The following is a 25,277-nucleotide window of genomic DNA, read 5'->3' on the forward strand; positions in this document are numbered from 1 at the left end:
CGGATGTCGGTTGGTCGCACATCGAGCGTATCGTGATGGTGACGACAGTCAACGGGGCGCGATACGGTTCCCGGGAAGCCGAGGGTGCTCGACCGGGAGGAGCAAGGCCGTATGGGGTCATTCTCACTCGAACCGTCACAGGTGGCCTGGTGTGCCGAGATCCGCGAGCTCGCCGCGCGGCATCTCGTCCCGCTCGCCGAGAAGGCCGAGCCGGGCCGGATCAACCGCCCCCTCGTCGCCGAACTGGGCCGCCTGGGTCTCCTGGACCGCCTCTTCACCTCCGGCGCGCTCGACCTGTGCCTGATGCGCGAGTCGCTGGCCCGGGTCTGCACGGAGGCCGAGACCGCCCTCGCCCTCCAGGGCCTCGGCGCCCACCCCGTGCACGCCCACGGCAGCGCGGAGCTGCGCGAGCGGTGGCTGCCCGAGGTGGCGGCGGGCCGCGCCGTCGCCGCCTTCGCGCTGAGCGAGCCCGGCGCCGGGTCGGACGCCGCCGCGCTCTCCCTCGCCGCCGAACCGGACGGCCCCGACGCCTGGCGCCTGACCGGCGAGAAGTGCTGGATCTCGAACGCGCCGGAGGCCGACCTCTACACGGTCTTCGCCCGCACCACCCAGGGCGCCGGCGCCCGCGGCGTCACCGCGTTCCTCGTCCCCGCCGACCGCCCCGGCCTGAGCGGCGAGCCGCTCGACATGCTCTCCCCGCACCCCATCGGCGCCCTCGCCTTCGACGGCGTCCCCGTGACCCGGGCCGACCTGCTCGGCGAGGTCGACGCCGGCTTCCGCGTCGCGATGGGCACCCTGAACCTCTTCCGCCCCAGCGTCGGCGCGTTCGCCGTCGGCATGGCCCAGGCCGCCCTGGAGGCGACCCTCGCCCACACCGCCACCCGCCAGGCCTTCGGCGGTACCCTCTCCGACCTCCAGACCGTCGCCCACCAGGTCGCCGACATGGCCCTGCGCGTCGAATCGGCCCGCCTGATGGTCTACGCGGCCGCCGCCTCCTACGACGAGGGCTCGCCCGACGTCCCCCGCACCGCGGCCATGGCCAAACTCCTCGCCACGGACACGGCCCAGCACGTCGTCGACACGGCCGTCCAGCTCCACGGCGCCCGCGCCCTGCGCCGCGGCCACCTCCTCGAACACCTCTACCGCGAGGTACGCGCACCCCGCATCTACGAGGGCGCCTCCGAGGTCCAACGCGCCATCATCGCCAAGGAGTTGTACGCCCCTCTGCGAAAGGCCGCCCAGTGACGGACCCCGAGCACCCCCACCTGCCCCACCTGAACCGGGTGAACCCCCCGACCCTCTCCCCGCCCACCGGCTTCTCCCACGCGGTGGTCGCCACCGGCACCCGCCTGGTCCTCCTCGCCGGCCAGACCGCCCTGAACGCGGACGGCAAGATCGTCGGCGAGACCCTCCCCGCCCAGTTCACCCAGGCCCTCACCAACCTCCTCACCGCGCTACGGGAATCCGGCGGCACCCCCGCCGACCTGGCCCGCGTCACCGTCTACACGACCGACGTGGCCGCCTACCGCACCCACGCCCGCGAACTGGGCCGCATCTGGCGCGACCTGGCCGGCCGCGACTACCCGGCGATGGCCGTCATCGGCGTGGTCCGCCTGTGGGACGAGGAGGCGATGGTCGAGATCGACGGGATGGCGATGCTGCCGTAGAAGGCCTCTGAGTCTTCTTCGGTCGGACCTTGATCGACTGGTGGCCCTCCGGGCGCGGGCTTATTTTCGAGGGGTGGGCTGAACGGCCCACGGGTCCTCACACGAGGGCGATGCGCGATGACACATCCCGAGCCCGCGACACCAGCAGCGACCGCCGCCCCACCGAAGGGCGACGGCAAGGGGATCGCCCTGTTCGTGATCGCCTCCTGCCAGCTCATGGTCGTGCTCGACATCACGATCGTGAACATCGCGCTCCCGCACATCCAGGACGCGCTCGACTTCTCGACCACGAACCTGTCCTGGGTCGTCAACGCGTACACGCTGACCTTCGGCGGACTGCTGCTGCTCGGTGGCCGCACCGGCGACATCCTCGGCCGGCGCCGCGTCTTCATCTTCGGTGTGCTCCTCTTCGGCCTCGCCTCCCTGCTGTGCGGCGTCGCCCAGGCCGAGTGGCAACTCCTCGCCGCTCGCGCCTTGCAGGGGGTCGGCGGCGCCATCGCCTCGCCGACCTCGCTCTCGCTGATCACCACGAACTTCGACGAAGGGCCCGAACGCAACCGGGCCTTCGGTGTGTTCGCGGGTGTCTCGGCCGCCGGCGGCGCGATCGGCCTCCTCGCCGGCGGCGTTCTCGTCGAATGGCTCGACTGGCGCTGGATCTTCTTCGTCAACGTGCCGATCGCCCTGCTCATCGCCTTCCTCACCCCGCGCCACGTCAAGGAGTCCGAACGGCACCCCGGCCACTTCGACTTCCTGGGCGCACTCACCTCCACGCTCGGCATGGTGGCGCTCGTCTACGGCTTCATCCGCGCCGCGCAGGAGGGCTGGCGGGACGCGCTGACCCTCACGTCGTTCGGCGTCGCGGTGGTCCTGCTGATCACGTTCGTCCTGATCGAGCGCAGGTCGCGGCAGCCCATCACCCCGCTGCACATGTTCGCCGACCGCAACCGCGCGGGCACGTACGGCATCATGCTCTGCCTCGCCGCGGCGATCTTCGGGATGTTCTTCTTCCTGACCCTGTTCGTGCAGAGCGTCCTCGACTTCAGCCCGCTCCAGGCCGGCCTGGCGTTCCTGCCGGTCAGCGCGGTGGTCGCGGTGGCGGCCGGGTTCACCTCGCAGGGGCTGCCCAAGTACGGGCCGAAACCGTTCATGGCGTTCGGCTCGCTGTTCCTGGCCGCCGGCCTGTCCTGGCTGACCTTCACCGATGTCCACTCCACCTACGCGGGCTCGATTCTCGGCCCGATGCTGGTGTTCAGCCTCGGCATGGGCCTGCTGTTCGTCTCCCTGACCCTGATGGCGCTGTCGAACGTCGCGCCGCACGAGGTGGGCGCCGCGTCCGGACTGCTCAACGCGACGCAGCAGGTGGGCGGTTCGCTGGGTCTGTCCATCCTCGTCACCGTCTTCGGCACGGCGAGCAACAACGAGGCCCACACCCAGGTCCCGGCGTTCCTCGCGCAGGCGACCCCGCTGGAGAAGGCCCAGTTCGCCCGCACCGGCCGCCTTCCCTCGCCCTGGGGCGACCAGGTCCTCGCCTCGGGCGTCTCGGCCGGCTTCATCGTGGCCGCCGCGTTCGCGGTCGTGGCCCTGATCATCTCCCTCACCGCGATCCAGGTCCGCCCGTCCGACCTCGAACGTCTCAAGGGAGGGGCGGGTCCACCGGGGGCGGGCTGATCGACCCCGTACCCCAGTCGAACACCGGGGCGCCGCCGCCCTCCTTCGCGAACGACACCGAGGGCGCGGCGCCCCGCAGCCCGAGCGCCTCCCGCAGAAACCCGCTCATCGCCAGCGCCGCGATCTCGCACCGGTAGTCGGCCCCCGGGTACCGCAACTCATGCACCTCGACGACCAGCCCGTCGGGGTGCAGCGCCATCATCTCGGGCCCGTGCAACGCGGCCCCGAAGGCGAGCCAGGCACAGTCCTCCCAGTACAGGGGAGCGGCGGGAAGGGCGAGCGAGACCTTGCCGTGGACGGTCAGCGAGCCGTCCCGCGCCGCCGCGCTCCGGCTCACCACCTCACCCACGAGATCGGCAGCAAACCCGAAGCCCCCACGATGCACCCGAAACCTGTACGTCCGCGCCATACGACCCTGCCCCCTCGCCAGTCTTCGCGCTCTCCGCCTGGGTCAACGAGCAAGCAGGGGAGGACGGTTCCGCCCGGAGCAGTTGCCTACGTGAGACCGGCAGCCGTACCCGAGCGCACGTACGGACGTGACACGCACCCCGGATCCCTCCTGACCGGGCGCCGGGCGGTCAGGCTTCGGGTCTGAACTGTTCTTGGCGGAGGTGCGGGAGTGCGAGGAATGATGCGGCGCGTGTGGGCGGGGCTGGTCGGAGCGGTGGTGATCGGGGTCGGGGGTGCGGTGGTGCCCGCGGGGGCGGTGGGGCCGTCGCCCATGGACACGCAGTGCGATCCGTACCTGGGCGGCGGCTGGGACCTGAAGAGCTGTCTGTCCATCGTCAGCTCCACCTTCGACGGCCGCACCACGGTGAGCCGCTTCCCCGCGAACTGCGCCGGCTACCGCGTCTACCTCCTGGACGCCGACAACCATCGGATCGTCCGATCCACCAGCCTGCGCCCCTGCACCGAGCGGTACTCGCGCCACGTCTACGCGGACGCGTCGAAGTTCCCGAGCAAAATGTCGTACCTCCAGTTCAGGGCGTTCGACCGGGCGGGCCGGCTCATCCTGAAGGTGAACGGACCGGGACAGTCCTACTGACCTGCCCGGTGACTTGTCGATCCGGACCGACCGTCATCGGCCCGCACCTGTACGAGCACAGGGCCGAAGGGAGCCGGAAGGGACGGGGGCATGTCGGTGGAGGCCCCGGTCAGGGTGACGCGGGCGTTGTGCGGCGGGTCGAGCATCCCGACCGGTCGCCCGTACCGCTCGATCCCCGCCACCAGCCACCGTGCGCCACCCCGGGCTTCCCCGCCGGCCGAGAACACCTGCCCGGGACGCACGACGCCGCTCACGCACCGGACGACACACACTACGGCACCCTCGGTTGTGCCCTCGGCGGAGTGGACTTGCAGGCGCGGGTGGTCCGGTTCCTCGTCGTCCAGGAGATCCCGCAGGTAGCCGTGCAGTTCGGCCGGTAGATCGCGGGTGCGGAGCTGTTCCAGGCGCGCCAGGTGGGACCGCCGTACCTGTCCGGTGAAGGTCAGCTCGAGGATCGCGTGCAACTGGGACTCAAGCGCCACGAGATCCTGTTCTTCGGCCGCACCGGCGGCGAGGGCGGTCACCTGTGCGGTGACCTCGCTGGGCTGATACGCGCGGATCAGATCGGTGACCCGATCGGCGCCCCGCGCCCGCGTGCGCGGGCTCGCCGCCACGATCTCCCGCAGCAGCGCGACGAGTTGCCCAGACTCCATGAGTGTTCCCTCCCGTTCCCTTCCGGTGCGGGAGCGGTCCGCCCTCCCGCCCCCGAATCTCGATTGTCCGGCGTGCGGGCCGGTGCGACGATGCGGGGGTTTCCCAGGGGGAGGGGCCGAGGGGTATTGGCTGTGTTCGTCTGTGCGGAGTGTGGTGGCGTGCTCACCACGGAGGTCCTCCGGGTCGCGTTGCCGGCCCATGCGCATGCCAGTTACGGGAACGGCATACAGCTGCCCGTGCTGATGGAGGCGGGGACGTACGCCGTGGACCCGGAGCCCTGGGGGCCGCCGTGGCGGACGTGGGACGAGCTCGCTCCGGGGGAGGCCGCGCGGCGCGGTGTGTTTCTGCCGGTACCGAGGCTGTCGGACGCCCCGGCCGGCGCGGTCGTCATCGCGCCCGGTGACGTCCGCGGCACCCGGCTGATCCCCGAGCGGAGCGACGGAGGCTGCTGCGGCATGGACGGACGGGACGGCCCGAACATGGCGTGTGCCTCCTGCGCGTCCCCCGTCGCGACCCGGGTGGACGACTGCTCGCTCTGGCAGGCGGTGTGGTTCCTGCCGGACGCCGTGCGCCGGATGCCCACCGACGGGGACGCGGCAGCCCCGCTGACCTGGGAGCAAGTGGCGGAGCAGGTACCCGCGTCGGCGCCGTTCGAGCCGATCGCGACGTGGGGCGGCGGACGGTACGGAACGGGCCACTACTGGTCGTGGAACCCCCGTTGGGAGGCCGCGGCGGGGCAGGCGCTGGCCCACCTGGTCGCGGCCTCCGAGGGGCAGCGGCTGACGGTGCCCGACGGGCTCACCGCGCAGGTCTTCCAGCGTGCCCTCGACGCGCTGCTGCCCGCCGGTCCGCCCGCGCGCCGTGCCGTACTGGCCGGCCCAGGGCTGCCCGTGCCGGACGACGGCGCGGACGTGCTCCTCGTCCCGCTCCATCCGCAGACCGGCGAACCGTGGGCCCCGCCCGCTGCCGCCCGCCCGGCGTACCGGGTGCCGCTGGCCGTCGACGTGTGGCTGGCCCTGGTCCGTCCGCAGCCGCGCGGGCCCGTGCCGGAACCCGTGTCCGGCGGCCTGCCCCCGCTCGTACGGTGCGACTACCCGATCCCGCCGGGCGGGCGCGGGCACTTCTGGGTGGACCGCTGGGTGTTCCGGCGCACCGCGGCCCGGCTGCCGGCCGCACGCCACCCGTGGTTCCGCGAGGTGATCGAGCACCGCGCGGAACACGGGCGGATCCACGGCCTGTTCTAGCTCCGGAGTGGCCGGCGCGGGGGCGGCTCAGATGTCGCGGAAGATCTCGATCTGCGCGCCCACCGAGTTGAGCCGCTCCGCCAGATCCTCGTAACCCCGGTTGATGACATACACGTTGCGCAGCACCGACGTGCCGTCCGCCGCCATCATGGCGAGGAGGACGACCACCGCGGGGCGCAGCGCCGGCGGGCACATCATCTCGGCGGCGCGCCAGCGGGTCGGGCCCTCGACCAGGACGCGGTGGGGGTCGAGGAGCTGGAGGCGACCGCCGAGGCGGTTGAGGTCCGTGAGGTAGATCGCGCGGTTGTCGTAGACCCAGTCGTGGATGAGGGTCTTGCCCTGGGCGGCGGCCGCGATCGCCGCGAAGAACGGGACGTTGTCGATGTTCAGGCCCGGGAACGGCATCGGGTGGATCTTGTCGATCGGCGCCTCCAGCTTGGAGGGGCGCACCGTCAGGTCGACCAGGCGCGTGCGGCCGTTGTCGGCGACGTACTCCGTGGAACGGTCGTGGTCGAGGCCCATCTCCTCCAGCACGGCCAGCTCGATCTCCAGGAACTCGATCGGCACGCGGCGCACGGTGAGTTCGGACTCGGTGACGACGGCCGCGGCCAGCAGGCTCATCGCCTCGACCGGGTCCTCGGAGGGGGAGTAGTCGACGTCGACGTCGATGTGCGGGACGCCGTGCACGGTCAGCGTGGTCGTGCCGATGCCGTCGACGCGGACGCCGAGCGCCTCCAGGAAGAAGCAGAGGTCCTGGACCATATAGTTGGACGAGGCGTTGCGGATGACGGTCGTGCCGTCGTGGCGGGCCGCGGCGAGCAGCGCGTTCTCCGTCACGGTGTCGCCGCGCTCGGTCAGCACGATCGGGCGGTCCGGGGCCACGTCCGGCTGGACCTCGGCGTGGTAGAGCCCCTCGGTCGCCGTGATGTCGAGGCCGAAGCGGCGCAGCGCGATCATGTGCGGCTCGATCGTGCGGGTGCCGAGGTCGCAGCCGCCCGCGTAGGGCAGCTTGAAGTGGTCCAGGCGGTGCAGCAGCGGGCCGAGGAACATGATGATCGAGCGGGTGCGGCGGGCCGCCTCCGCGTCGATCGACCCCATGTCGATCGTGGCGGGCGGCACGATCTCCAGGTCGACGCCGTCGTTGATCCAGCGGGTGCGGACGCCGATGGAGTTGAGGACCTCGAGGAGCCGGTAGACCTCTTCGATGCGGGCGACGCGGCGCAGCACCGTGCGGCCCTTGTTGAGGAGGGAGGCGCAGAGCAGCGCCACGCACGCGTTCTTGCTCGTCTTGACGTCGATGGCGCCGGACAGGCGGCGTCCGCCGACGACCCGCAGGTGCATCGGGCCCGAGTAGCCGAGCGACACGATCTCGCTGTCGACGGCCTCGCCGATCCGGGCGATCATCTCAAGGCTGATGTTCTGGTTGCCGCGCTCGATGCGGTTGACGGCGCTCTGGCTGGTTCCGAGTGCCTCGGCCAACTGTGCCTGCGTCCAGCCCCGGTGCTGCCGGGCGTCACGGATGAGCTTGCCGATGCGTACGAGGTAGTCGTCTGCCATAGCGGCAGGCTATCTCAGATATGAGATGACGCATTCCGTGGGGCCCGTTCGGGTGAAGGGGCTTGACGGAGGCTCAGCGACCGCTCTCGTGACCGATGTGACCTTAGTGGCGGAAGTGGTCAATTTCAGTCATATGTGGATTTGACGGAGTGTCGCGCGGGGGTGGGGGTGGTCATGGGGACGCGGGCGCTGACGGCCGACCTCCAAGGCCTCAGGCGTCCGTCACGCAGTCCACCGCGCACCCTCGCTCCCGGAACCGCCCGCGCAGCGCCGCCGCCACATCCTCCCGTCGCGCGTACGGAAACCCGAAGTGCCCCCGCATCAGCTCCAGCACCGCATCCGTCCGCACCATCGCCGGCTCCCCGGCCCCCGCCCGTCGCCGCGCCTCGGCGATCGCCATGTCGCAGGCCCGCCTCAGCGCCACCGGGTACCGCCGCTGTTCGGCCGCGTGCGCGCGCCGCGCGTGGAAGGGCCGCCTCACCCGCCCGCCGGTCAGCAGCCCGAGCGCGACGAGCGTGATCCCTGCGGCGGCCACGAGTGCGCCGAGCATCACATTCACGGTCCACCCCCTGGAGGGAGGGTAGTCCTGACGCCATTCCAGGCCTCGTGCGGCGAGGCGAGTGCCACAGGCGGATTCGCGTGTGGCGGGATGGCGGGTGTTGAGACCGTTTTTCAACCTGTGTGCGCGAAATGTCCTTGGCCTGAACTTTTCGAACTCTTGACGATTGCTATGACCAAGCCGTTACGGTGCGCAGACGCGTGGCCGCGAGGACTGGACGGGGGCGGCTGCTTAACCGGCGGGGATTCATGTCGTTCGACGAAGAATGGGCGGAACTCAAAAACGCGGCGTCGGAACGGGGCGGCGCCATGCAGCTCAACAGCCTTCCGGCCGCGGGCGATGGCGGTGGGGCGGGCGATCTGGTCGTTCACCGGGATGCCCTCGGGCGTATCGGGAACGACGCCTACGAGTTGCGTACCCGGCTTTCCAAGGAGGGCGATCAAGCGCGACCCGCGACCTTCGATGCTGCGATCGCGCTGATCAACGGAGATTTCACGAGTGGTTCGGCTCTGCTGAAGGTGCACGACCGGTGGAACACGCACTTGAAGACGCTGCTCGATTCCTGCGGTCAGATCTCGAACCACCTGGACTACTCCAAGGCTCAGCACGCCAAGGACGAGGTGAAGGTCCAGGGTGACCTGGCATCGATCTCCAAGCTTTCCGAGTGTCTGAAGTATGGGTCTGGGGAATTCCGACATGCTCAAGTACGAAGACATCGTCGAGGCCCCCTTGGGGAAACTGAAGGCCGCCGTCGACGGCTGGACCGACATGGCGAGAGACCTGGGCCGGCTGGCGGACGACGCCAACAAGGGAATGCTGGCCCGGGCCGACGGAGCCGACTGGGCCGGCGTCAACGCGGGCGTCACCAAGGCCTTCATCGGCAAGACAGCCAAGGAGTTCGCGGACGCCGCCGCCGAGGCGAAGGGCGTGCAGCAGATCCTCGACGAGGGCCACTCGGCCTTCAAGACGGCCAAGGACCAGCTGATCGAGATCCGCGACCACGAGGGCCCGGCCGTCGGAATCCACGTGGACGGCCGGGGCAAGGTCACCGCACGCGACCCGCTCTCGGAGAGCAACGCGGCCCGGCACGATCCGGACTACCCGGACCTGTTGCGGCAGGAGCGGGAGAACATCGAGGCCTGGCAGAAGAAGATCGACCTCATCGTCGACAACTGCAACGACACCGACGTGTCCTTCAAGAACTCGCTGGAGGCCAACGTCAGCGACCGCAAGGGCTTCAGCGCCCCCAAGTACACGAAGCTGGACCAGGAGGAGGCCGACCGGGCCGCCGCTCTGGCCGCCAAGGGCCGCGACATCTCCCACACCGAACTCCAGGCCCTCAACGAACTGCTCGCGGACAACGCGAAGTCGCCGGAGTTCGCGAAGGACTTCTACAACAAGCTCGGCCCTGAGAAGTCCCTCGCCTTCTTCGGTCAGCTCTCCACGGACACGTACGAGTACGGAAAGGTCGACAAGGAGCGGCTCAAGGACGTCCAGGAACTCCAGCGCAATCTGGGCCTGAACCTCGCGACCGCCTCCCACGACAAGGAATTCAGCGACAAGTGGGGCCCGGAGCTGCGCAAACTCGGCACCGAGCGCATTCCACTGGCCAAGTACGACTCCAACGGGCCCTTCGGGTATCAGCTGCTCGGCGGCATCATGCGGTACGGGAACTACGACAAGGAGTTCCTCAATCCGATCGCGGAGCATGTGGCGCAGCTGCATCAGAAGGATCCGTACCTGTTCGCCGAGAAAAAGGTGGTGAACAGCCCGTTCAAGAACCCGTTCAATCCCTCAGGGGTGAACGGGGCGGGCTACGACCCGACGACCGCCATGCTGGAAGCACTCGGAAACAGCCCGGACGCGGCCAAGCACTTCTTCAACGATCTGCCGACCGCGTACAACGAGGACGGCACGGTCAACAAGGGTGCGACGGCCGATCTCGGGAAGGCCGACGGCCAGGCGATCGACAATTACCTGGACTTCTTCGGCTCGGACAAGTGGGAGAGCTTCCCCGACGTCAACTCGCTCGACGAGGACGAGATGAAGGGCTCCCTCAACCACATGCCCGACGCGCTGGGGCACGCGCTGGAGGCCGCGACCCTCGGCTATCCCGCCGGGCATCCGGACGCCCATGTGGTCAAGGACGAGGCCAACGCCGCGGTCATGCAGAAGGTCATGGAGAAGTACGGTTCGGACGCGGGTCTGCTCAAGACGCAGGAAGCCCTCTCCGACAGCCTCGGGACGATGGGCGCCGGCTACATCGACGACATCAACTGGGCCCTCGACAAGAACAACACGGACAGCCCCTTCGCACCGGGCGGCCAGCGGGAGGGGCACCTGACCTTCGCGGACACCCCCGACGGCAACGGCCGCAGCATCGCCCGCGGCTTCCTCAGCTCGCTCGGACAGCACCCCGACGCCTACGCCACGGTGTCGACCGCCGAGCAAGTCTACACCCGAAGTGTTCTGGAGAGCACGGTCGACGCCGACGGCAAGATCGACGAGGGCAGGGCCAGATCGGCGGTGTTCGTCGGCGCAGAGGTGCAGGGCATGCTCGACCAGTCCCGCGCGGACCAGGTCGTGGCCGAGAACCTCAAGCTCCACGAGGACTACGAGAAGGCGGTCGCCCAGCGGGCGGGCTGGGTGGAGTTCGGTGCGACTACCGGCCTCGCGGCGGGCATGGCCTTCCTGCCGGCCGCACCGGTAGTGGGCGCGGGCGCGATTCTCGTGCCACTTGTGACGGATACCTTCACCGGCGGAGCGGAACAGGGAATCAGCCAATTCGTCGGCGGCATGTCCGACAACTCGGTCGACGAGCACGAAGAGAAGGTCGAGGATCTCGCCGACGAGGAGACATCCAAGATCTACTCCTCGGGTGAGAGCTTGGCCGAAGCCCCGATGGAGCAGTTTCTGTCGCGCCACGGTGTGAAAACCGACAGTACGTTCGCCCAAGACCTCAAGCTCTCCATGACCGGCGGTTACGGAGTCGGAAACGACCGTGAGAACCAGCAGGGCAACGCCCCGGAGACGGGCTGAACGCAGAAGGGCTCAGATGATGACCACCCCCACCAGGATGCGCCGGGTCCGCCATGTGTGCGTGGCCGGCCTACTGGCGTTCGCTGTCGCGGGCTGCTCCTCGGGCGACGGTGAGGTCAAGGGGGAGGCTTCCGGCGACGCCGCGGGCGCGGAACGGGTCTGTGGCGGCTCGGTGCTGTCGAAGGAGGCGGGGGCGGCTCTCGAGGCGATCACCGGCGCTGACCGGTTCGCGGATTCCGGTAAGGGGTCCACCATGGCGACCGCCGCCTCGGAGCTGTCGGGAACGGCTCTCTCCACAACCAGCGGGGTGGGCGAAATCTGCCGTATCTACGCATCCATGGACTCGCCGGTCGATGAGCTGCGCGTCACCTGGCACCTGTACGGCAGTGGTCCGGACGAGCCTTCCGCCCCGAAGTTCACCCTCTTCCCGATGGGTGAGCGGGCCGGCGGCGCGACCGATGGGGCCTTCGTCTCCTTTGCCTGCCGCGGCAAGGGTGAACCCGAATCCTCTGTTGAGCACATCACTGTCTCTGTCGACAGCGCGAGCCTGCCCAAGAAGACCGACGGCGATCCCCGGGAGCTGAAGCGTGCCTACGTGACTGTCGCCCACTCCTTCTCTCTGGCCCTGGCCAAGGAACTGGCCTGCGTCGACGACGGCGGCTTGAAGACCCGCCCGGCGCTCAACCCCGCGTAGGGCTCTGACCATGACCACGCCCACCAGGATGCGCAAGGTCCTTTGTTTCTCTGTCGCCGGGCTGTTCGCGCCGGCCCTCGCCGGCTGCGGCTCGGGCGGCGGAGGGACTGCGGCCCCGACGCCCGGCTACACCGCGCGCGCGGTGTAGCTCTGCGGAGGTTCTGTGCTGTCGAAGGACGCCGATCAGGCCCTCGAAGTGATCACCGGCTCCGACTGGTTCGAACCCACGAACGAGAAGACCACTGTCGCGGCCGCCGCAGCGGAGCTGTCCGGCACGACCGACACCACGACCAGAGCGAACGGGGACATCTGCGGGATCTACCCGCCGTACGATTCGCCCGTCGATGAGCTGCGCCTCACCTGGGCCACGTGGGACACCGCCCCGGAGGGTCCGCCCGCTTCGAAGTTCACCTTGTTCCCGATGGGCGAGCAGGCCGGCGGCGCGATCAACGCCGCCTTCGTCTCCTTCGCCTGCCGCGCCGAGGGCAAGCCCGCCTCCGAGGCTGTCCACATCACCGTCGACGTCGAGAACTCGGACGTGATCCATGAGCCCGAGGGTGATCCTGGGCGGCTGAAGCGTGCCTATGTGACCCTCGCCCACTCCTTTGCGACGGCCCTGGCCAAGGCGCTCGACTGCGTCGACACGGGCGGCCTGAAGCCCCGTCCCTCCCTGTAGCACTGGTGGACCGCCCGGTGCCGTACGACGATGGGAAGGCTGGGCGGGTAGGCGCGCGGCGAAGGGACGGGTGGCGCCGCTTGATGGCGCCGTTCGGTGATGTACTAGAGTTATCTCGACATCGAGATATCTGCCGAGGCGTGCCGCATTCGCACGACCTCGCCGCCCCGAGGGGTAAGGGTTACCTAACTAAGCCTTACCTTAGCGGATCGGCGAGCACGTCGTGTCGGCAGGATGTGGTGGAACGCGCACATATATGAAGGAGACTGTCGTGTCGGCGAACAGCTTCGACGCCCGCAGCACGCTGCGCGTGGGCGACGAGTCGTACGAGATCTTCAAGCTGGACAAGGTCGAGGGCTCCGCGCGCCTCCCTTACAGCCTGAAGGTCCTCCTGGAGAACCTGCTCCGCACCGAGGACGGCGCGAACATCACCGCCGACCACATCCGTGCCCTCGGCAACTGGGACTCGCAGGCCCAGCCCGCCCAGGAGATCCAGTTCACGCCGGCCCGCGTGATCATGCAGGACTTCACCGGTGTCCCGTGTGTCGTGGACCTCGCGACCATGCGTGAGGCCGTCGCGGCCCTCGGCGGCGACCCGGCGAAGATCAACCCGCTCTCCCCGGCCGAGATGGTCATCGACCACTCCGTCATCGCCGACAAGTTCGGCACGAGCGACGCCTTCAAGCAGAACGTGGACCTGGAGTACGGCCGCAACCGCGAGCGGTACCAGTTCCTGCGCTGGGGCCAGACGGCCTTCGACGACTTCAAGGTCGTCCCGCCGGGCACCGGCATCGTGCACCAGGTCAACATCGAGAAGCTGGCCCGCACGGTCATGGTCCGTAACGGCCAGGCCTACCCCGACACCCTGGTCGGCACCGACTCGCACACCACGATGGTCAACGGCCTGGGCGTCCTGGGCTGGGGCGTCGGCGGCATCGAGGCCGAGGCCGCCATGCTCGGCCAGCCGGTCTCCATGCTGATCCCGCGCGTCGTCGGCTTCAAGCTGACCGGCGAGCTCCCGGCCGGCACCACCGCCACCGACCTCGTGCTCACGATCACCGAGATGCTGCGCAAGCACGGTGTCGTCGGCAAGTTCGTCGAGTTCTACGGCGAGGGCGTCGCCGCCACCTCCCTGGCCAACCGCGCCACCATCGGCAACATGTCGCCGGAGTTCGGCTCCACCGCCGCGATCTTCCCGATCGACGACGAGACCCTGAACTACCTGCGTCTGACCGGCCGTGACGCCCAGCAGGTCGCGCTCGTCGAGGCGTACGCCAAGGAGCAGGGCCTCTGGCTGGACCCGGCCGCCGAGCCGGACTTCTCCGAGAAGCTCGAGCTGGACCTCTCCACGGTCGTCCCGTCGATCGCCGGCCCGAAGCGCCCGCAGGACCGCATCGTCCTCGCGAACGCCGCCGAGCAGTTCAAGCACGACGTGCTGAACTACGTCTCCACCGCCGACGAGGCGGGCGAGGAGTCCTTCCCGGCCTCCGACGCCCCGGCCGCCACCAACGGCACCCCGTCGAACCCGGTCACCGTGACCGCCCCCGACGGCTCGACGTACACGATCGACCACGGCGCCGTCACCGTCGCCGCGATCACCTCCTGCACCAACACGTCGAACCCGTACGTGATGGTCGCCGCCGCGCTCGTCGCGAAGAAGGCCGTCGAGAAGGGCCTGACCCGCAAGCCGTGGGTCAAGACCACCCTCGCCCCGGGCTCGAAGGTCGTCACCGACTACTTCGACAAGGCCGGTCTGACGCCGTACCTCGACAAGGTCGGCTTCAACCTGGTCGGCTACGGCTGCACCACCTGCATCGGCAACTCGGGCCCGCTGCCCGAGGAGGTCTCGAAGGCCGTCAACGACCACGACCTCGCCGTCACCTCGGTCCTCTCCGGCAACCGGAACTTCGAGGGCCGCATCAACCCCGACGTCAAGATGAACTACCTGGCGTCCCCGCCGCTGGTCGTCGCGTACGCCATCGCGGGCTCGATGAAGGTCGACATCACCAAGGACGCCCTCGGCACGGACCAGGACGGCAAGCCGGTCTACCTGGCCGACCTGTGGCCCTCCGAGGCCGAGGTCAACGACGTCGTGGCCAACGCCATCGGCGAGGACATGTTCGACAAGTCCTACGAGGACGTCTTCGCGGGCGACGCCCAGTGGCAGGCCCTGTCGATCCCGACCGGCAACACCTTCGAGTGGGACGCCGAGTCGACCTACGTCCGCAAGCCCCCGTACTTCGAGGGCATGGGCATGGAGCCGGCCCCGGTCGCCGACATCACCGGTGCCCGCGTCCTGGCCAAGCTGGGCGACTCGGTCACCACCGACCACATCTCGCCCGCCGGCGCCATCAAGGCCGACACCCCGGCCGGCCAGTACCTCACCGAGCACGGTGTGGAGCGTCGTGACTTCAACTCCTACGGCTCGCGCCGAGGCAACCACGAGGTCATGATCCGCGGCACGTTCGCCAACATCCGCCTGCGCAACCAGATCGCGCCGGGCACCGAGGGCGGCTACACCCGCGACTTCACCCAGGCCGACGCGCCGGTGTCGTTCATCTACGACGCCTCGCAGAACTACCAGGCCCAGGGCACCCCGCTGGTCATCCTGGGCGGCAAGGAGTACGGCTCCGGCTCCTCCCGCGACTGGGCCGCCAAGGGCACCGCGCTCCTCGGCGTCAAGGCCGTCATCACCGAGTCGTACGAGCGCATCCACCGCTCGAACCTCATCGGCATGGGCGTCCTGCCGCTCCAGTTCCCGGCCGGCCAGAACGCCGACTCCCTCGGCCTGACCGGCGAGGAGACCTTCTCCATCACCGGCGTCACCGAGCTCAACAACGGCACCACGCCGAGCACGGTCAAGGTCACCACCGACACGGGCGTCGAGTTCGACGCGGTCGTCCGCATCGACACCCCCGGTGAGGCCGACTACTACCGCAACGGCGGCATCATGCAGTACGTGCTGCGCAACCTGATCCGCAAGTAGGCATCAGGCTCGGCAGGGCAGTCGAGGGCCGCATCCCCGGGGACGGGGGTGCGGCCCTCCGCCGTGCTCAGCGGTACCGGAAGATGATCCGGCCGCGCGTCAGGTCGTAGGGGCTGACCTCCACGAGCACCCGGTCGAACGGCAGGATCTTGATGTAGTTCTTCCGGATCTTGCCGCTGATGTGCGCCAGCACCGTGTGCCCGCTCTTCAGCTCCACCTGGAACTTGGCGTCGCGCAGGCACTCCATGACGGTGCCCTCGATCTCGATACCGCGGTTCGTCTTCGACATCAGCGGAGCACCATTTCCACGTTGCCGCCGGCGCGCTCGGCGCCGACGCTCTCGAACAGGGCCAGGGCCGCCTCGTTGCGGTCGCCGACCTCGGCGGACACCGCCTCCGTCCCGGACGCGTGCAGGGAGCCGAGCACCTCGGCGAGCAGCGCCCGCGCGACACCCCGGCGCTTCCGGTCGGCGCGGACCGCGAGGAGACCGATCCGCGGCTGCCGCGGCACCGGTGCGAGCCGCAGCAGTCCGACGTAACGCCCGGACTCCTCGGCCACCGTGTACTTCGTCGGGTCCGTCACGACGGCGTCGTCGAGGCGGGGCAGCACCTCGGCCGGCATCTCCTGCCAGCCGACCGAGGCCCCGACCTCCTCCCGGACCGCGCGGTCCAGTTCACGCAGCGGGTCCCGCTCCGGAGCGCCGAAGGGCAGGAGCGTCACGCCCGACGGCGGACGGACCGCGCCGAGGCCGGTGACCTGCGGGTCGGTGGGAACGATGTACACGCCCTCGCGGCGCGCGACGGTGAAACCGGCGTGCTCCCAGCGGGACATGAGGTCCGTATCGGCCTCGTCGACCACCGTGTACAGGGGGCGGGGGAGTGCCGCCGGCATGGCCTCGACCAGCGGGCCGAAGAGCGCGTCCTGCCAGACGTCGACGCCGAGGAAAAGCCGTCCGTCGTGCCGCCGCCAGGCCTCACCGCGGCCGACCACCAGGTCGTCCACCAGCGCGTGCCACTGAAGATCGGCGACGCGCGTGATCACCGCGGAGCCGGTCAGTTCTGTTGATTCCATAGGTCTTCACCTTTTCGGGATCGCCATGTCGAAAGCGCTCCCGGGCGACCTATGTCAATCGCCTGACCGTGGGGAAAGGAGGAGCACCCACTTGCCTTCTCTGTACATGGGTCTCACCTCCAAGGGCCGCGTCACGGTTCGTGCGAGACACTAAGCGCCGTGACGCGACCCTGTCCAACCAATTAACCGGGCAATGAATCAGCCGAGCAGTTCCACCTCCGCCACCGTCGCCGCGCCACCCGCGAACACCAGCCGGTAGTGGCGGTATGCGCCCGGGTCGCTCACGCCGAACACGCGCGTCTGCCGGTCCCAGGCGAACGACTCGTCCGAGCGCGCGTCGAGCGTCTTCCAGGACGTCCCGTCGTCCGACCCCTCCAGCTTCCAGCCCGCCGGGGCCTTCGCCCGGTCCTCGGACGTCAGCGTGTACTGCACCGCCCGAGCCCCGTCCGCGCCGACCGGCAGCTCCACCGACTCCGAACTCGCCGAGGTGGCCGAGGAGTTGTCGAACAGCGGACCCGAGCCCTTCGTGACGTCCGCCCGCGGGGCCGGCACCTTGTCGTCCTGCGTGATCGAGGTCGGCGCCGCGTCCTTGCCCGAGCCCCACGCCGACGGCTCGTCGCCCATCGCGAACTCGATGACGCCACCCTTCGACACGACCGAGTGGGGCAGCGAAGTCTTCGACCAGGTCCGGCCGTTGACCTTCACACCCTGCACGTACACGTTCTTCGCGCTGTTCCGCGGCGCCTTCACGACGAGGTCCTCGCCGTTCTCCAGGTGCAGCGTCATCTTCGTGAACTGCGGGGAACCGATGGCGTACTCGCCGCTTCCCATGACGAGCGGATAGAAGCCCATCGAGGAGAAGAGGTACCAGGCGGACTGCTCGCCGTTGTCCTCGTCACCGTGGTAGCCCTGGCCGATCTCGCTGCCCGTGTAGAGACGCGAGAGCACCTCGCGGACCTTCTCCTGCGTCTTCCAGGGCTGCCCGGCCGCGTCGTACATGTACGTGACGTGGTGCGCGACCTGGTTGGAGTGCCCGTACATGCCCATCCGCACGTCCCGGGCCTCCGTCATCTCGTGGATGACCCCGCCGTACGAGCCGGCGACCTCCGCCGAACCGGTCTCCGGCGTCGCGAAGTACGTGTCCAGCTTCTTCGCGAGCCCGTCCCGGCCGCCGTACAGATTGGCCAGGCCCCGGCTGTCCTGGACCGCCGTGAACGCGTAGCCCCAGGCGTTCGTCTCCGTGTAGTCGTGACCCCAGATCCGCGGGTCGAAGTCCGCCGACTTCACACGCCAGTCGCCCTGGGCGTCCTTGCCCTGGAAGAAGCCGGTGCCGGCCGCCTTGCCGTCGAACATGTTCACGTAGTCGCGGGCCCGGTTCAGGAAGTACTCCGACTCCTCCCGGTACTTCTTGTCGCCCGTCTTCTTGTAGAGCGCCTGGCCCATCCGCGCGATGCCGTAGTCGTTGAGGTAGCCCTCCAGCGCCCACGACAGGCCCTCGTGCGTGTCCGTCGACGTGTAGCCGAGGAACGGAGAGGTCTCCATGCCCTTGCGGCCCACGCCCGAGGACGGCGGCACCACGGTCGCGTTCTTGACGGCCGCCTTGTACGCCGCCTCGGCGTCGAAGCCCCTGACGCCCTTCACGTACGCGTCGGCGAACGCGACGTCCGACGACGTGCCCGTCATCAGGTCCGCGTACCCGGGCGAGGACCAGCGCGAGATCCAGCCGCCGTCCCGGTACTGCTGCACGAACCCGTCGACCAGCTCACCCGCCTTCTTCGGAGTGAGCAGCGAGTACGCGGGCCAGGTCGTCCGGTACGTGTCCCAGAAGCCGTTGTTGACGTACGGCTTCCCCTCCACGATCTTCGCGCCCGTGTGCGTCGGGGTGTCCGGACCCGGCATCGGGGAGAACGGCGAGGCGTACTTGTACGTGCCGCCCTTGTCGCCCGCCGAACGGACCTTCTCGAAGCCCGAGTTGGGGTACAGGTACAGGCGGTACAGCGAGGAGTAGAGCGAGGTGAGCTGGTCGTCCGTCGCGCCCTCGACCTCCACCTTCCGCATCAGCGTGTCCCACTGGGCCCGCGCCGCGTCCCGCACCTGCGCGAACGACCGCTGCTCCGGCACCTCCTGCGCCAGGTTGTCGGCCGCCTGGTCGATGCTGATGAGCGAGGTCGCCAGGCGCAGCGTCACCGTGCGGTCCTTGCCGGCGTCGAAGGTGAAGTGCCCCTTCACGCCCTGCGACGCGGCCTCCTTCACCGGCTTGTCGAAGACGCCGTACACGAACAGCCGCGTCGCGCCCGTCGACAGCCCCGACTTCACGTCCGAGTAGCCGGTGACGACCCCCTTGTCCCGGTCGAGCGTGAGGCCGCCCTGCTCGGAGACGTTGTCGAAGACCACGCTCGCGTCGTCGCCCGGATAGGTGAAGCGCAGCGCCGCCGCATGATCGGTGGGGGCCATCTCGGCCTTCACACCGTTCTCGAACGTCACCCCGTAGTAGTAGGGGCGGGCCGTCTCGTTCTCGTGCCGGAAGGGCAGCGCGCGGCCCGCCCGGGACGTGTCGACCGTCTTCGCCGCCGACGGCATCATCTGGAACGTCTGGCGGTCACCCATCCACGGACTCGGCTCGTGGCTCGCCGCCAGCGCCTCCATCGTGGGCAGGTTGTCCTTGTTGTTGTCCCGCGCGTAGTCGTAGAGCCAGCTCAGCGAGCCCGCGTTGGTCACCGGCGTCCAGAAGTTGAAGCCGTGCGGGACGGCCGTCGCCGGGAAGGTGTTGCCGCGCGAGAAGCCGCCGCTGGAGTTCGTGCCGCGGGTCGTCGACGCGTAGTCGCTCAGGTGCGCCTTGGGTTCGGCGGGCTTCGCCCGCTCGATGGCGAGGTCGTCGAGCCAGCCGCGGAACTTCGCCGGGCCCTTGGGGGAGTCGTACGCGACGAGGATCCGGTCGACCGTCTTCCCCGCGGCGACCGAGCCGATCCCGGAGCGCACCGCGTTCCACTGGTTCACGTACAGCCGCTTCGCCGCGCCCTGCCCCTGCGGCGTCAGGAGACCGCCGTGGGAGTCGACGGCCTTCAGGTCGCTCAGGTACGTGCCGTCGGTGAAGGCCAGGTCGACCGAGACGTTCGTGGCGTCGTAGTCGAGGTCCTTGTCGGCCATCTGCGGAAAGATCTTGTACGACAGCTCGGTGTCCTTCTCCACCGCCACGTCGACGTCGAACACCTTGTTGTACGAGTACGCGCGCCCGTCCGTCTTGTGCGTGCCCGCGTACCGCAGCGCGCGCACGCCGGTGAAGCCCGCGCCCACCTTCGCCGTCGGCGAGCCGCCCGGACCCTTGTCGACGAGCGAGAGCATGTCCTCGGGGGCCGGGGCCTGTTCGTCGCCCGTGGACAGCTGGAGGTCGGCGAGCTGCGTGATGTCCGGCGCGCCGTTGTTCTTCGTGAACTCGATCCGGAAGTGCGCGTACGCGGCCGGCTTCTCGATCGCGTACGTCTTCGTCTCGAAGCGCGCCCCGAAGCTCTCCCCGGTACGGCTGTCGAGCGTGGTCCACGTCGTGCCGTCCGCCGAGCCCTTGAGGACCCAGTCCTTCGGGTCACGCTCGTCGTGGTCGTTCGCCGAGGTCAGCGCGTACTTGCGGACCTCCACGGGGGAGTCGAGGTCGTACTCGACCCAGGCCGTCGGCGCGAAGGCCAGCCACTTCGTACTGGACTCCCCGTCGACCAGGTTCTCCTTGGTCTCCCCGCCGCCCGCGTTCTCCGCGCTGGCCCGGACCTCGGTGACGTGCCCGTTCACATTGCCGGGGATCCCGGCGACGTAGCCGCCGTCGACGCCGCTCGCGCGCTTCTTCCCGTCGGCGTCCGTGTCGACCGTGTTCAGCCAGTCCGGCGCGGGCTGGCCCGCCTCGAAGGAGGAGCTGAACCCCTGCGCCGCGTCCCCTTCCCGGTCGGGCCGCGGGGCCGCCGCGCCCTGCCCCGCGGTGGTCAGGACCAGGGCCGCCGCCCCCAGTACCGCCGTGACGCCGAGCCGCTGCCGGCTCCGGCCGGTTCTGTACCGGCCCGTTCTGTGCCCCGTGCTTCCCCTGCTTCCGCCCTGCATCCCTGCACCCTCCCGGCGCGCTCGGACAACGTTGTCAGCTTGGTGCGCAGGGTCCAGTAGTGCGGCAAGTGGTCAAGGGTGTCAAGGGTGTTGAGCCGTACGGGCCGCCACGTCCGGTGAGGACTCGCTCGGGTGTACGGGGCACGGAAACGCGCCCTGCGTTCGACCTTCGAACGCGGGGCGGCCGGTCGCGCGGCGGATCACCGGCACGGGAGGTGCCGTGGCTTGTTTCTGTGAGGTCTCAACTCGGAAAAGACCGACGTCCAAACCTGCATTCGATCTTGCCCACCCCGCGGGAAGTGGACTATACCTGTCGGCGTCTGGCCCGGCCGGTGCGAACCGGCCGCGGACGGACCCGGGGAACGGGGGGAGAGCGGCGGGGGCGCGAGCGCGCGGTCCGTCGGGTTCCCCCCTTGCCACCGGTTGTCATCGCAGCACTCAGCTCCAACCGTGTTTCCCCTCCGCGAGGGGCACGACACAGCACAGCACCGCGGTGCCGGGGAGGATCCGGTTCACCGCCTGAGTCCTGGAGAAGGCGAGGACTTGAGCATGGGTTCCACCCCCGGCGTACGCCATCGCGATCTGACCGAGCGGGGCGCGACCGTCGCTCCGGCCGCGGCCCCCGCGACCGCACTTCCGGCATCGCTCAGCTGATCACCCTCGGTGCCGCCGAACGGCACCGGGACGACGGCGAAACGCCCTGGCGCACAGCTCCGCGGACCCCTCCGGCGGAGACCCGCACCTGGGGCGCGCTCAACGAGACGTGCGGCGAGGGCCGGGCCGACCCGGCCCGCCGGCCGCACACGCAGCACACCCGTACAGCTCCAACCGATCAGTGAGGATGCAGAGATGACCATTCGTGCCGGCTCTCTTGACAGGCGGACGCTCCTGCGCGGAGCGATCGCAACCGCGGCGATGGGTTCGTTCGCGGTGGCGTGTGGCTCTCCCTCCGGCAAGGGCGATGGCGGCGGCGGTGGCCCCAAGGGCGAGAAGAGCGCCACGAACCCGTTCGGCGTCGCCAAGAACTCCACGGTCGACGCGGCCATCTTCGACGGTGGCTACGGCACCGACTACGTCGACTACACCAACCAGGTCGTCGGCAGCCAGGTCAAGGGCCTCAAGGTCAAGGTCAAGCCCGTCGTGGACATCGCGCCGGAGCTCCAGCCCCGCTTCGTCGGCGGCAACCCGCCGGACCTCATCGACAACTCCGGTGAGGACCAGATCGGCTTCCTCGGCATCCTCGACCAGCTCGAGGAGCTCGACGACGTCTTCGAGGCCAACACCTACGAGGGCAAGAAGATCGCCGACCTCGTCTACCCCGGCGTCAAGGGCCCCGGCACGTTCAAGGGCAAGTTCGTCGGGCTCAACTACGTGATGACGGTCTACGCCGTCTGGTACTCGAAGACGCTGTTCGAGGCCAACGGCTGGACCCCGCCGAAGACGTGGGACGAGGCGCTCGACCTCGGCCAGAAGGCGAAGAAGAAGGGCAAGTACCTCTTCGTCCACGGCAAGGAGGCGGCGACCTACTACCGCACGCTCCTGATCGACTCGGCGATCAAGGAGGGCGGCGACGAGGTCCGGCTCGCGCTGGAGAACCTGGAGAAGGGCTGCTGGTCGCACCCGGCCGTCCAGGGCGTGATCAAGGTCATGGAGACCATGGTCAAGCAGAAGATGTTCGTCCCCGGCGGCTCCGGCACCCAGTTCCAGAAGGCGCAGGCGCTCTGGAGCAACGACCAGAAGGCGCTGCTCTACCCGTCCGGTGGCTGGATCGAGAACGAGATGAAGAAGGCCACCAAGGCCGACTTCCAGATGACCGGCTTCCCGTCGATGACGCTCACCGACAAGCCGAAGATTCCCTACGAGGCGATCCGCGCCGCCGCGGGCGAGCCGTTCATCGTGCCCAAGAAGGGCAAGAACCCGGCCGGCGGCAAGGAGGTCCTGCGGGCGATGCTGTCCGAGAAGGCGGCCGCCAACTTCTCGAAGACGAAGCTTGCCCCGACGATCGTCAAGGGCACCGTGCCCGCCGACGGTTACGGGTCCTCGGCCCTCGTCGCGCAGACGAAGATGCTCGAGGCCGCCGGCACCAACATCTTCACGTACAACTTCGTCGAGGCGTACGGGATGAACACGGACCAGCTGGTGCCGTTCAACTCGTTCCTCTCCGGCGACATCGACGGCAAGGGGCTGACCTCGGCCCTGCAGAAGATCTCCGACAAGATCCGGGAAGACGACTCCGTCGACAAGATCAAGGTCAGCTAGCACCGCGATGAAAGAAACGACCACCATCTCCGACACCGCGAGCCGCCGGCCGGCGCCGGCCGCTCGCGGTGGGCGGCCCCGGCGCCGCAAGCTCACCTTCGACCGGGTGACGTTCTTCCTCGCGTTCCTCGGTGTCCCGCTGGCCATCTTCGTGCTCTTCGTCCTGTACCCGTTCGTCCAGGCGATCTTCTGGGCGATGACCGACTGGCGTGGCTTCAGCCCGGACTACGAGTTCGTCGGCCTGGACAACTTCACCAAGATGTTCCAGGACGACGTCTTCGTGAAGGCGTTGCGCAACATCGCGCTCCTCGCGGTCTGTGTGCCGCTGGTGACGTTGACGCTCGCCCTGGGGGTCGCGGTGGCGGTCACCCTGGGCGGTCCCAGCAAGGGCCCAGTCCGGGGCATCAAGGGAGCGTCCTTCTACCGGATCGTCTCGTTCTTCCCCTACGTCGTGCCCGCGATCATCGTCGGCCTGGTCTGGGCGCAGATGTACGACCCGAACGCCGGCCTGATCAACGGCGTCCTCACCGGGCTCGGCCTCGACGGGTTCGACAAGTTCGCCTGGCTGGGCGAGACGGCGAGCGCGATGCCGGCCCTGATGTTCGTCATCGTCTGGGGGCTCGTCGGGTTCTACGCGGTGCTGTTCATCGCCGCGATCAAGGGCGTCCCCGCCGAGCTGTACGAGGCGGCCAGGATCGACGGAGCCGGCCGGTTGCGGATGACGCTCTCGGTCACCCTGCCGTCGATCCGGGACACGGTGCAGACGGGGTACATCTACCTGGGCATCGCCGCGCTCGACTCGTTCGTCTACGTCCAGGCGATGCTGCCGGGCGGCGGCCCGAACAACTCGACCCTGACGATCAGCCAGCGGCTGTTCAACGTCGCCTTCGCGAAGCAGCAGTTCGGGCTCGCCACCGCGATGGGGGTCGTCCTCGCCGTCGTCACCCTGGTGTTCGCGGCGCTGGTGTTCCTCGTCAACCGCCTGACCGGCGGCGGCGAGGGCGAGGGCAGAAAGAAGGCGCCCGGGGCCAAGGCTCGGCGCAGCGCAGCCAAGGGAGGTGCCCAGTGAGCGCCGTAGTCGCCGACCGGGAGCAGACGGCGGAACGCAAGCCGGCACGTGACCGCAAGCTGACGCGCGCCGCCGCGAACAGCGACCGCCGGTTCGCGGTGATCTCGCACACCCTGCTGATCCTGTGGTCCGTGATCGTGATCGTGCCCATGCTGTGGGTGCTGGTGTCGTCGTTCAAGACGACCAAGGAGATCCTGTCGTCGCCGTTCGCCCTGCCGAAGAAGTGGCGGTTCGAGAACTACGCGCACGCGTGGACCGACGCGAGCATCGGGAAGTACTTCCTCAACTCGGTGATCATCGTCGTCTGCGCGCTGGTCCTGGTCATGCTGCTGGGCGCGATGTGCGCCTACATCCTGGCCCGGTTCGAGTTCCCCGGGCGCCGGCTGATCTACTACGTGATGCTCGCCGGGCTGACCTTCCCGGTCTTCCTGGCGATCGTGCCGCTGTTCTTCCAGCTCCAGAACTTCGGGCTGCTGAACACGCGGCCGGGGCTGATCCTCACGTACGTCGCGTTCGCGCTGCCGTTCACGATGTTCTTCCTCTACTCGTTCTTCCGGTCGCTGCCGCACGACGTCTACGAGGCCGCGCTGATCGACGGCGCGGGTGACTGGCGGGCGTTCTTCCAGGTGATGCTGCCGATGGCCAAGCCGGGCATGGCCGCGGTGGCGATCTTCAACTTCCTGGGCCTGTGGAACCAGTTCCTGCTGCCGGTGGCACTCAACACCGACCAGGACAAATGGGTACTGACCCAGGGGATGGCCGCCTACGCGTCCTCACAGGTCTACGACATCGACTACGGCGGGCTGTTCGCGGCGATCGTGGTCACGGTGGTGCCCGTACTGATCGTGTACATCATCTTCCAGCGGCGGATCGCCGGTTCGGTGTCGCAGGGCACCTTCCGCTGACGCACACCGGCGCGCGGCACCCGCAGTAAGACAGGGGTCGGGGCCCCGGGAGGACCCTCCCCCGGGGCCCCCCCCCCTGGTTAAAGCGGATAGGGAGAGGC

19 protein-coding genes and 1 pseudogene are annotated in these 25,277 nt (G+C 69.1%); 13 read left to right on the forward strand and 7 right to left on the reverse strand.

The window, feature by feature from the left end; translation table 11 throughout:
* Positions 1-111 precede the first annotated feature (111 nt).
* The 3 genes from ACZ4E1_RS08090 (at position 112) to ACZ4E1_RS08100 (ending at position 3,335) form a co-directional block, all read left to right on the forward strand.
* Entirely contained in the window at positions 112-1,245 is a 1,134-nt protein-coding gene (locus ACZ4E1_RS08090; protein WP_467536969.1) for an acyl-CoA dehydrogenase family protein, read from the forward strand.
* Positions 1,242-1,667 carry a RidA family protein gene (locus ACZ4E1_RS08095; RefSeq protein WP_467536970.1) on the forward strand — a complete coding sequence of 142 codons (426 nt, stop codon included), beginning with the start codon at positions 1,242-1,244 and terminating at the stop codon, positions 1,665-1,667. The genes ACZ4E1_RS08090 and ACZ4E1_RS08095 overlap by 4 nt, the downstream gene beginning before the upstream one ends.
* 117 nt (positions 1,668-1,784) lie before the next feature.
* Positions 1,785-3,335 (forward strand): MFS transporter, encoded by a 1,551-nt coding sequence (locus ACZ4E1_RS08100; RefSeq protein WP_467536971.1) that lies wholly within the window; start codon positions 1,785-1,787, stop codon positions 3,333-3,335.
* Here ACZ4E1_RS08100 and ACZ4E1_RS08105 read toward each other — a convergent pair.
* Positions 3,301-3,672 (reverse strand): hypothetical protein, encoded by a 372-nt coding sequence (locus tag ACZ4E1_RS08105; RefSeq protein WP_467536972.1) that lies wholly within the window; start codon positions 3,670-3,672, stop codon positions 3,301-3,303. The two genes, ACZ4E1_RS08100 and ACZ4E1_RS08105, sit on opposite strands and share 35 nt — an antisense overlap.
* Positions 3,673-3,963: 291 nt before the next feature.
* Between ACZ4E1_RS08105 and ACZ4E1_RS08110 the strand changes: the two genes are divergently transcribed.
* Positions 3,964-4,380: a hypothetical protein gene (locus ACZ4E1_RS08110; RefSeq protein ID WP_467536973.1), complete on the forward strand. Its 417-nt coding sequence runs from the start codon at positions 3,964-3,966 to the stop codon at positions 4,378-4,380.
* Here the strand turns inward: ACZ4E1_RS08110 and ACZ4E1_RS08115 are convergent.
* The gene (locus ACZ4E1_RS08115; protein WP_467536974.1) at positions 4,374-5,033 is read right to left on the reverse strand and encodes a hypothetical protein; all 660 of its coding nucleotides are present in this window, start codon (positions 5,031-5,033) and stop codon (positions 4,374-4,376) included. The two genes, ACZ4E1_RS08110 and ACZ4E1_RS08115, sit on opposite strands and share 7 nt — an antisense overlap.
* Positions 5,034-5,159: 126 nt before the next feature.
* On the opposite strand from ACZ4E1_RS08115, the gene ACZ4E1_RS08120 reads away from it, so the two are divergent.
* Complete coding sequence (locus ACZ4E1_RS08120) at positions 5,160-6,278, forward strand: hypothetical protein (protein WP_467536975.1); 1,119 nt, start codon at positions 5,160-5,162, stop codon at positions 6,276-6,278.
* Between the two features lie 27 nt (positions 6,279-6,305).
* Here ACZ4E1_RS08120 and ACZ4E1_RS08125 read toward each other — a convergent pair whose 3' ends face one another.
* Together ACZ4E1_RS08125 and ACZ4E1_RS08130 are read right to left on the reverse strand one after the other, a co-directional pair.
* Entirely contained in the window at positions 6,306-7,835 is a 1,530-nt protein-coding gene (locus tag ACZ4E1_RS08125; protein ID WP_399129799.1) for a helix-turn-helix domain-containing protein, read from the reverse strand.
* Positions 7,836-8,046: 211 nt separating this feature from the next.
* Complete coding sequence (locus ACZ4E1_RS08130) at positions 8,047-8,385, reverse strand: hypothetical protein (RefSeq protein ID WP_467536976.1); 339 nt, start codon at positions 8,383-8,385, stop codon at positions 8,047-8,049.
* Positions 8,386-8,642: 257 nt separating this feature from the next.
* Between ACZ4E1_RS08130 and ACZ4E1_RS08135 the strand changes: the two are divergent.
* The 5 genes and pseudogenes from ACZ4E1_RS08135 to acnA all read left to right on the forward strand — a co-directional run.
* Positions 8,643-9,068: pseudogene (locus ACZ4E1_RS08135) on the forward strand (hypothetical protein); the annotation flags it as partial.
* A 22-nt stretch (positions 9,069-9,090) separates the two neighbouring features.
* Entirely contained in the window at positions 9,091-11,433 is a 2,343-nt protein-coding gene (locus ACZ4E1_RS08140; protein ID WP_467536977.1) for a hypothetical protein, read from the forward strand.
* Positions 11,434-11,449: 16 nt separating this feature from the next.
* Entirely contained in the window at positions 11,450-12,127 is a 678-nt protein-coding gene (locus tag ACZ4E1_RS08145; protein WP_467536978.1) for a hypothetical protein, read from the forward strand.
* Positions 12,128-12,290: 163 nt separating this feature from the next.
* On the forward strand, positions 12,291-12,803 hold the full coding sequence (locus tag ACZ4E1_RS08150) for a hypothetical protein (protein ID WP_467536979.1): 513 nt from the start codon (positions 12,291-12,293) through the stop codon (positions 12,801-12,803).
* Positions 12,804-13,059: 256 nt separating this feature from the next.
* A complete protein-coding gene (acnA, locus tag ACZ4E1_RS08155; RefSeq protein ID WP_467536980.1) occupies positions 13,060-15,789 on the forward strand; it encodes an aconitate hydratase AcnA in 2,730 nt (909 codons plus the stop codon).
* Positions 15,790-15,856: 67 nt separating this feature from the next.
* On the opposite strand, the gene infA is transcribed toward acnA, so the two are convergent.
* The 3 genes from infA to ACZ4E1_RS08170 form a co-directional block, all read right to left on the reverse strand.
* A complete protein-coding gene (infA, locus tag ACZ4E1_RS08160) occupies positions 15,857-16,078 on the reverse strand; it encodes a translation initiation factor IF-1 (RefSeq protein WP_467536981.1) in 222 nt (73 codons plus the stop codon).
* Positions 16,078-16,860 (reverse strand): GNAT family N-acetyltransferase, encoded by a 783-nt coding sequence (locus ACZ4E1_RS08165; RefSeq protein ID WP_467536982.1) that lies wholly within the window; start codon positions 16,858-16,860, stop codon positions 16,078-16,080. The genes infA and ACZ4E1_RS08165 overlap by 1 nt, the downstream gene beginning before the upstream one ends.
* A gap of 198 nt (positions 16,861-17,058) precedes the next feature.
* On the reverse strand, positions 17,059-20,943 hold the full coding sequence (locus ACZ4E1_RS08170) for a GH92 family glycosyl hydrolase (RefSeq protein ID WP_467536983.1): 3,885 nt from the start codon (positions 20,941-20,943) through the stop codon (positions 17,059-17,061).
* Between the two features lie 849 nt (positions 20,944-21,792).
* Here ACZ4E1_RS08170 and ngcE point away from each other — a divergent pair.
* The 3 genes from ngcE to ACZ4E1_RS08185 are packed head-to-tail and all read left to right on the forward strand — an operon-like array spanning position 21,793 to position 25,176.
* Entirely contained in the window at positions 21,793-23,202 is a 1,410-nt protein-coding gene (gene ngcE / locus ACZ4E1_RS08175) for an N-acetylglucosamine/diacetylchitobiose ABC transporter substrate-binding protein (protein WP_467536984.1), read from the forward strand.
* Between the two features lie 7 nt (positions 23,203-23,209).
* Positions 23,210-24,271, forward strand: a complete 1,062-nt coding sequence (locus ACZ4E1_RS08180) for a carbohydrate ABC transporter permease (protein WP_467536985.1) — start codon at positions 23,210-23,212, stop codon at positions 24,269-24,271.
* Positions 24,268-25,176: a carbohydrate ABC transporter permease gene (locus ACZ4E1_RS08185; RefSeq protein WP_467536986.1), complete on the forward strand. Its 909-nt coding sequence runs from the start codon at positions 24,268-24,270 to the stop codon at positions 25,174-25,176. Before ACZ4E1_RS08180 ends, ACZ4E1_RS08185 begins: the two co-directional genes overlap by 4 nt.
* Positions 25,177-25,277 lie beyond the last annotated feature (101 nt).

The sequence above is a fragment of the Streptomyces sp. NPDC025806 genome (genome assembly GCF_055558275.1).

Bases quoted from the DNA above. Each gene is read 5' to 3' on its own strand.
- ACZ4E1_RS08180 (WP_467536985.1), top strand. From the start codon at position 23,210: ATGAAAGAAACGACCACCATCTCCGACACCGCGAGCCGCCGGCCGGCG.
- ACZ4E1_RS08145 (WP_467536978.1), top strand. From the start codon at position 11,450: ATGATGACCACCCCCACCAGGATGCGCCGGGTCCGCCATGTGTGCGTG.
- ACZ4E1_RS08165 (WP_467536982.1), bottom strand. From the start codon at position 16,860: ATGGAATCAACAGAACTGACCGGCTCCGCGGTGATCACGCGCGTCGCC.
- ACZ4E1_RS08115 (WP_467536974.1), bottom strand. From the start codon at position 5,033: ATGGAGTCTGGGCAACTCGTCGCGCTGCTGCGGGAGATCGTGGCGGCG.
- infA (WP_467536981.1), bottom strand. From the start codon at position 16,078: ATGTCGAAGACGAACCGCGGTATCGAGATCGAGGGCACCGTCATGGAG.
- acnA (WP_467536980.1), top strand. From the start codon at position 13,060: ATGAAGGAGACTGTCGTGTCGGCGAACAGCTTCGACGCCCGCAGCACG.
- ACZ4E1_RS08110 (WP_467536973.1), top strand. From the start codon at position 3,964: ATGATGCGGCGCGTGTGGGCGGGGCTGGTCGGAGCGGTGGTGATCGGG.
- ACZ4E1_RS08140 (WP_467536977.1), top strand. From the start codon at position 9,091: ATGCTCAAGTACGAAGACATCGTCGAGGCCCCCTTGGGGAAACTGAAG.
- ACZ4E1_RS08100 (WP_467536971.1), top strand. From the start codon at position 1,785: ATGACACATCCCGAGCCCGCGACACCAGCAGCGACCGCCGCCCCACCG.
- ACZ4E1_RS08090 (WP_467536969.1), top strand. From the start codon at position 112: ATGGGGTCATTCTCACTCGAACCGTCACAGGTGGCCTGGTGTGCCGAG.
- ACZ4E1_RS08170 (WP_467536983.1), bottom strand. From the start codon at position 20,943: ATGCAGGGCGGAAGCAGGGGAAGCACGGGGCACAGAACGGGCCGGTAC.
- ngcE (WP_467536984.1), top strand. From the start codon at position 21,793: ATGACCATTCGTGCCGGCTCTCTTGACAGGCGGACGCTCCTGCGCGGA.
- ACZ4E1_RS08125 (WP_399129799.1), bottom strand. From the start codon at position 7,835: ATGGCAGACGACTACCTCGTACGCATCGGCAAGCTCATCCGTGACGCC.
- ACZ4E1_RS08130 (WP_467536976.1), bottom strand. From the start codon at position 8,385: ATGCTCGGCGCACTCGTGGCCGCCGCAGGGATCACGCTCGTCGCGCTC.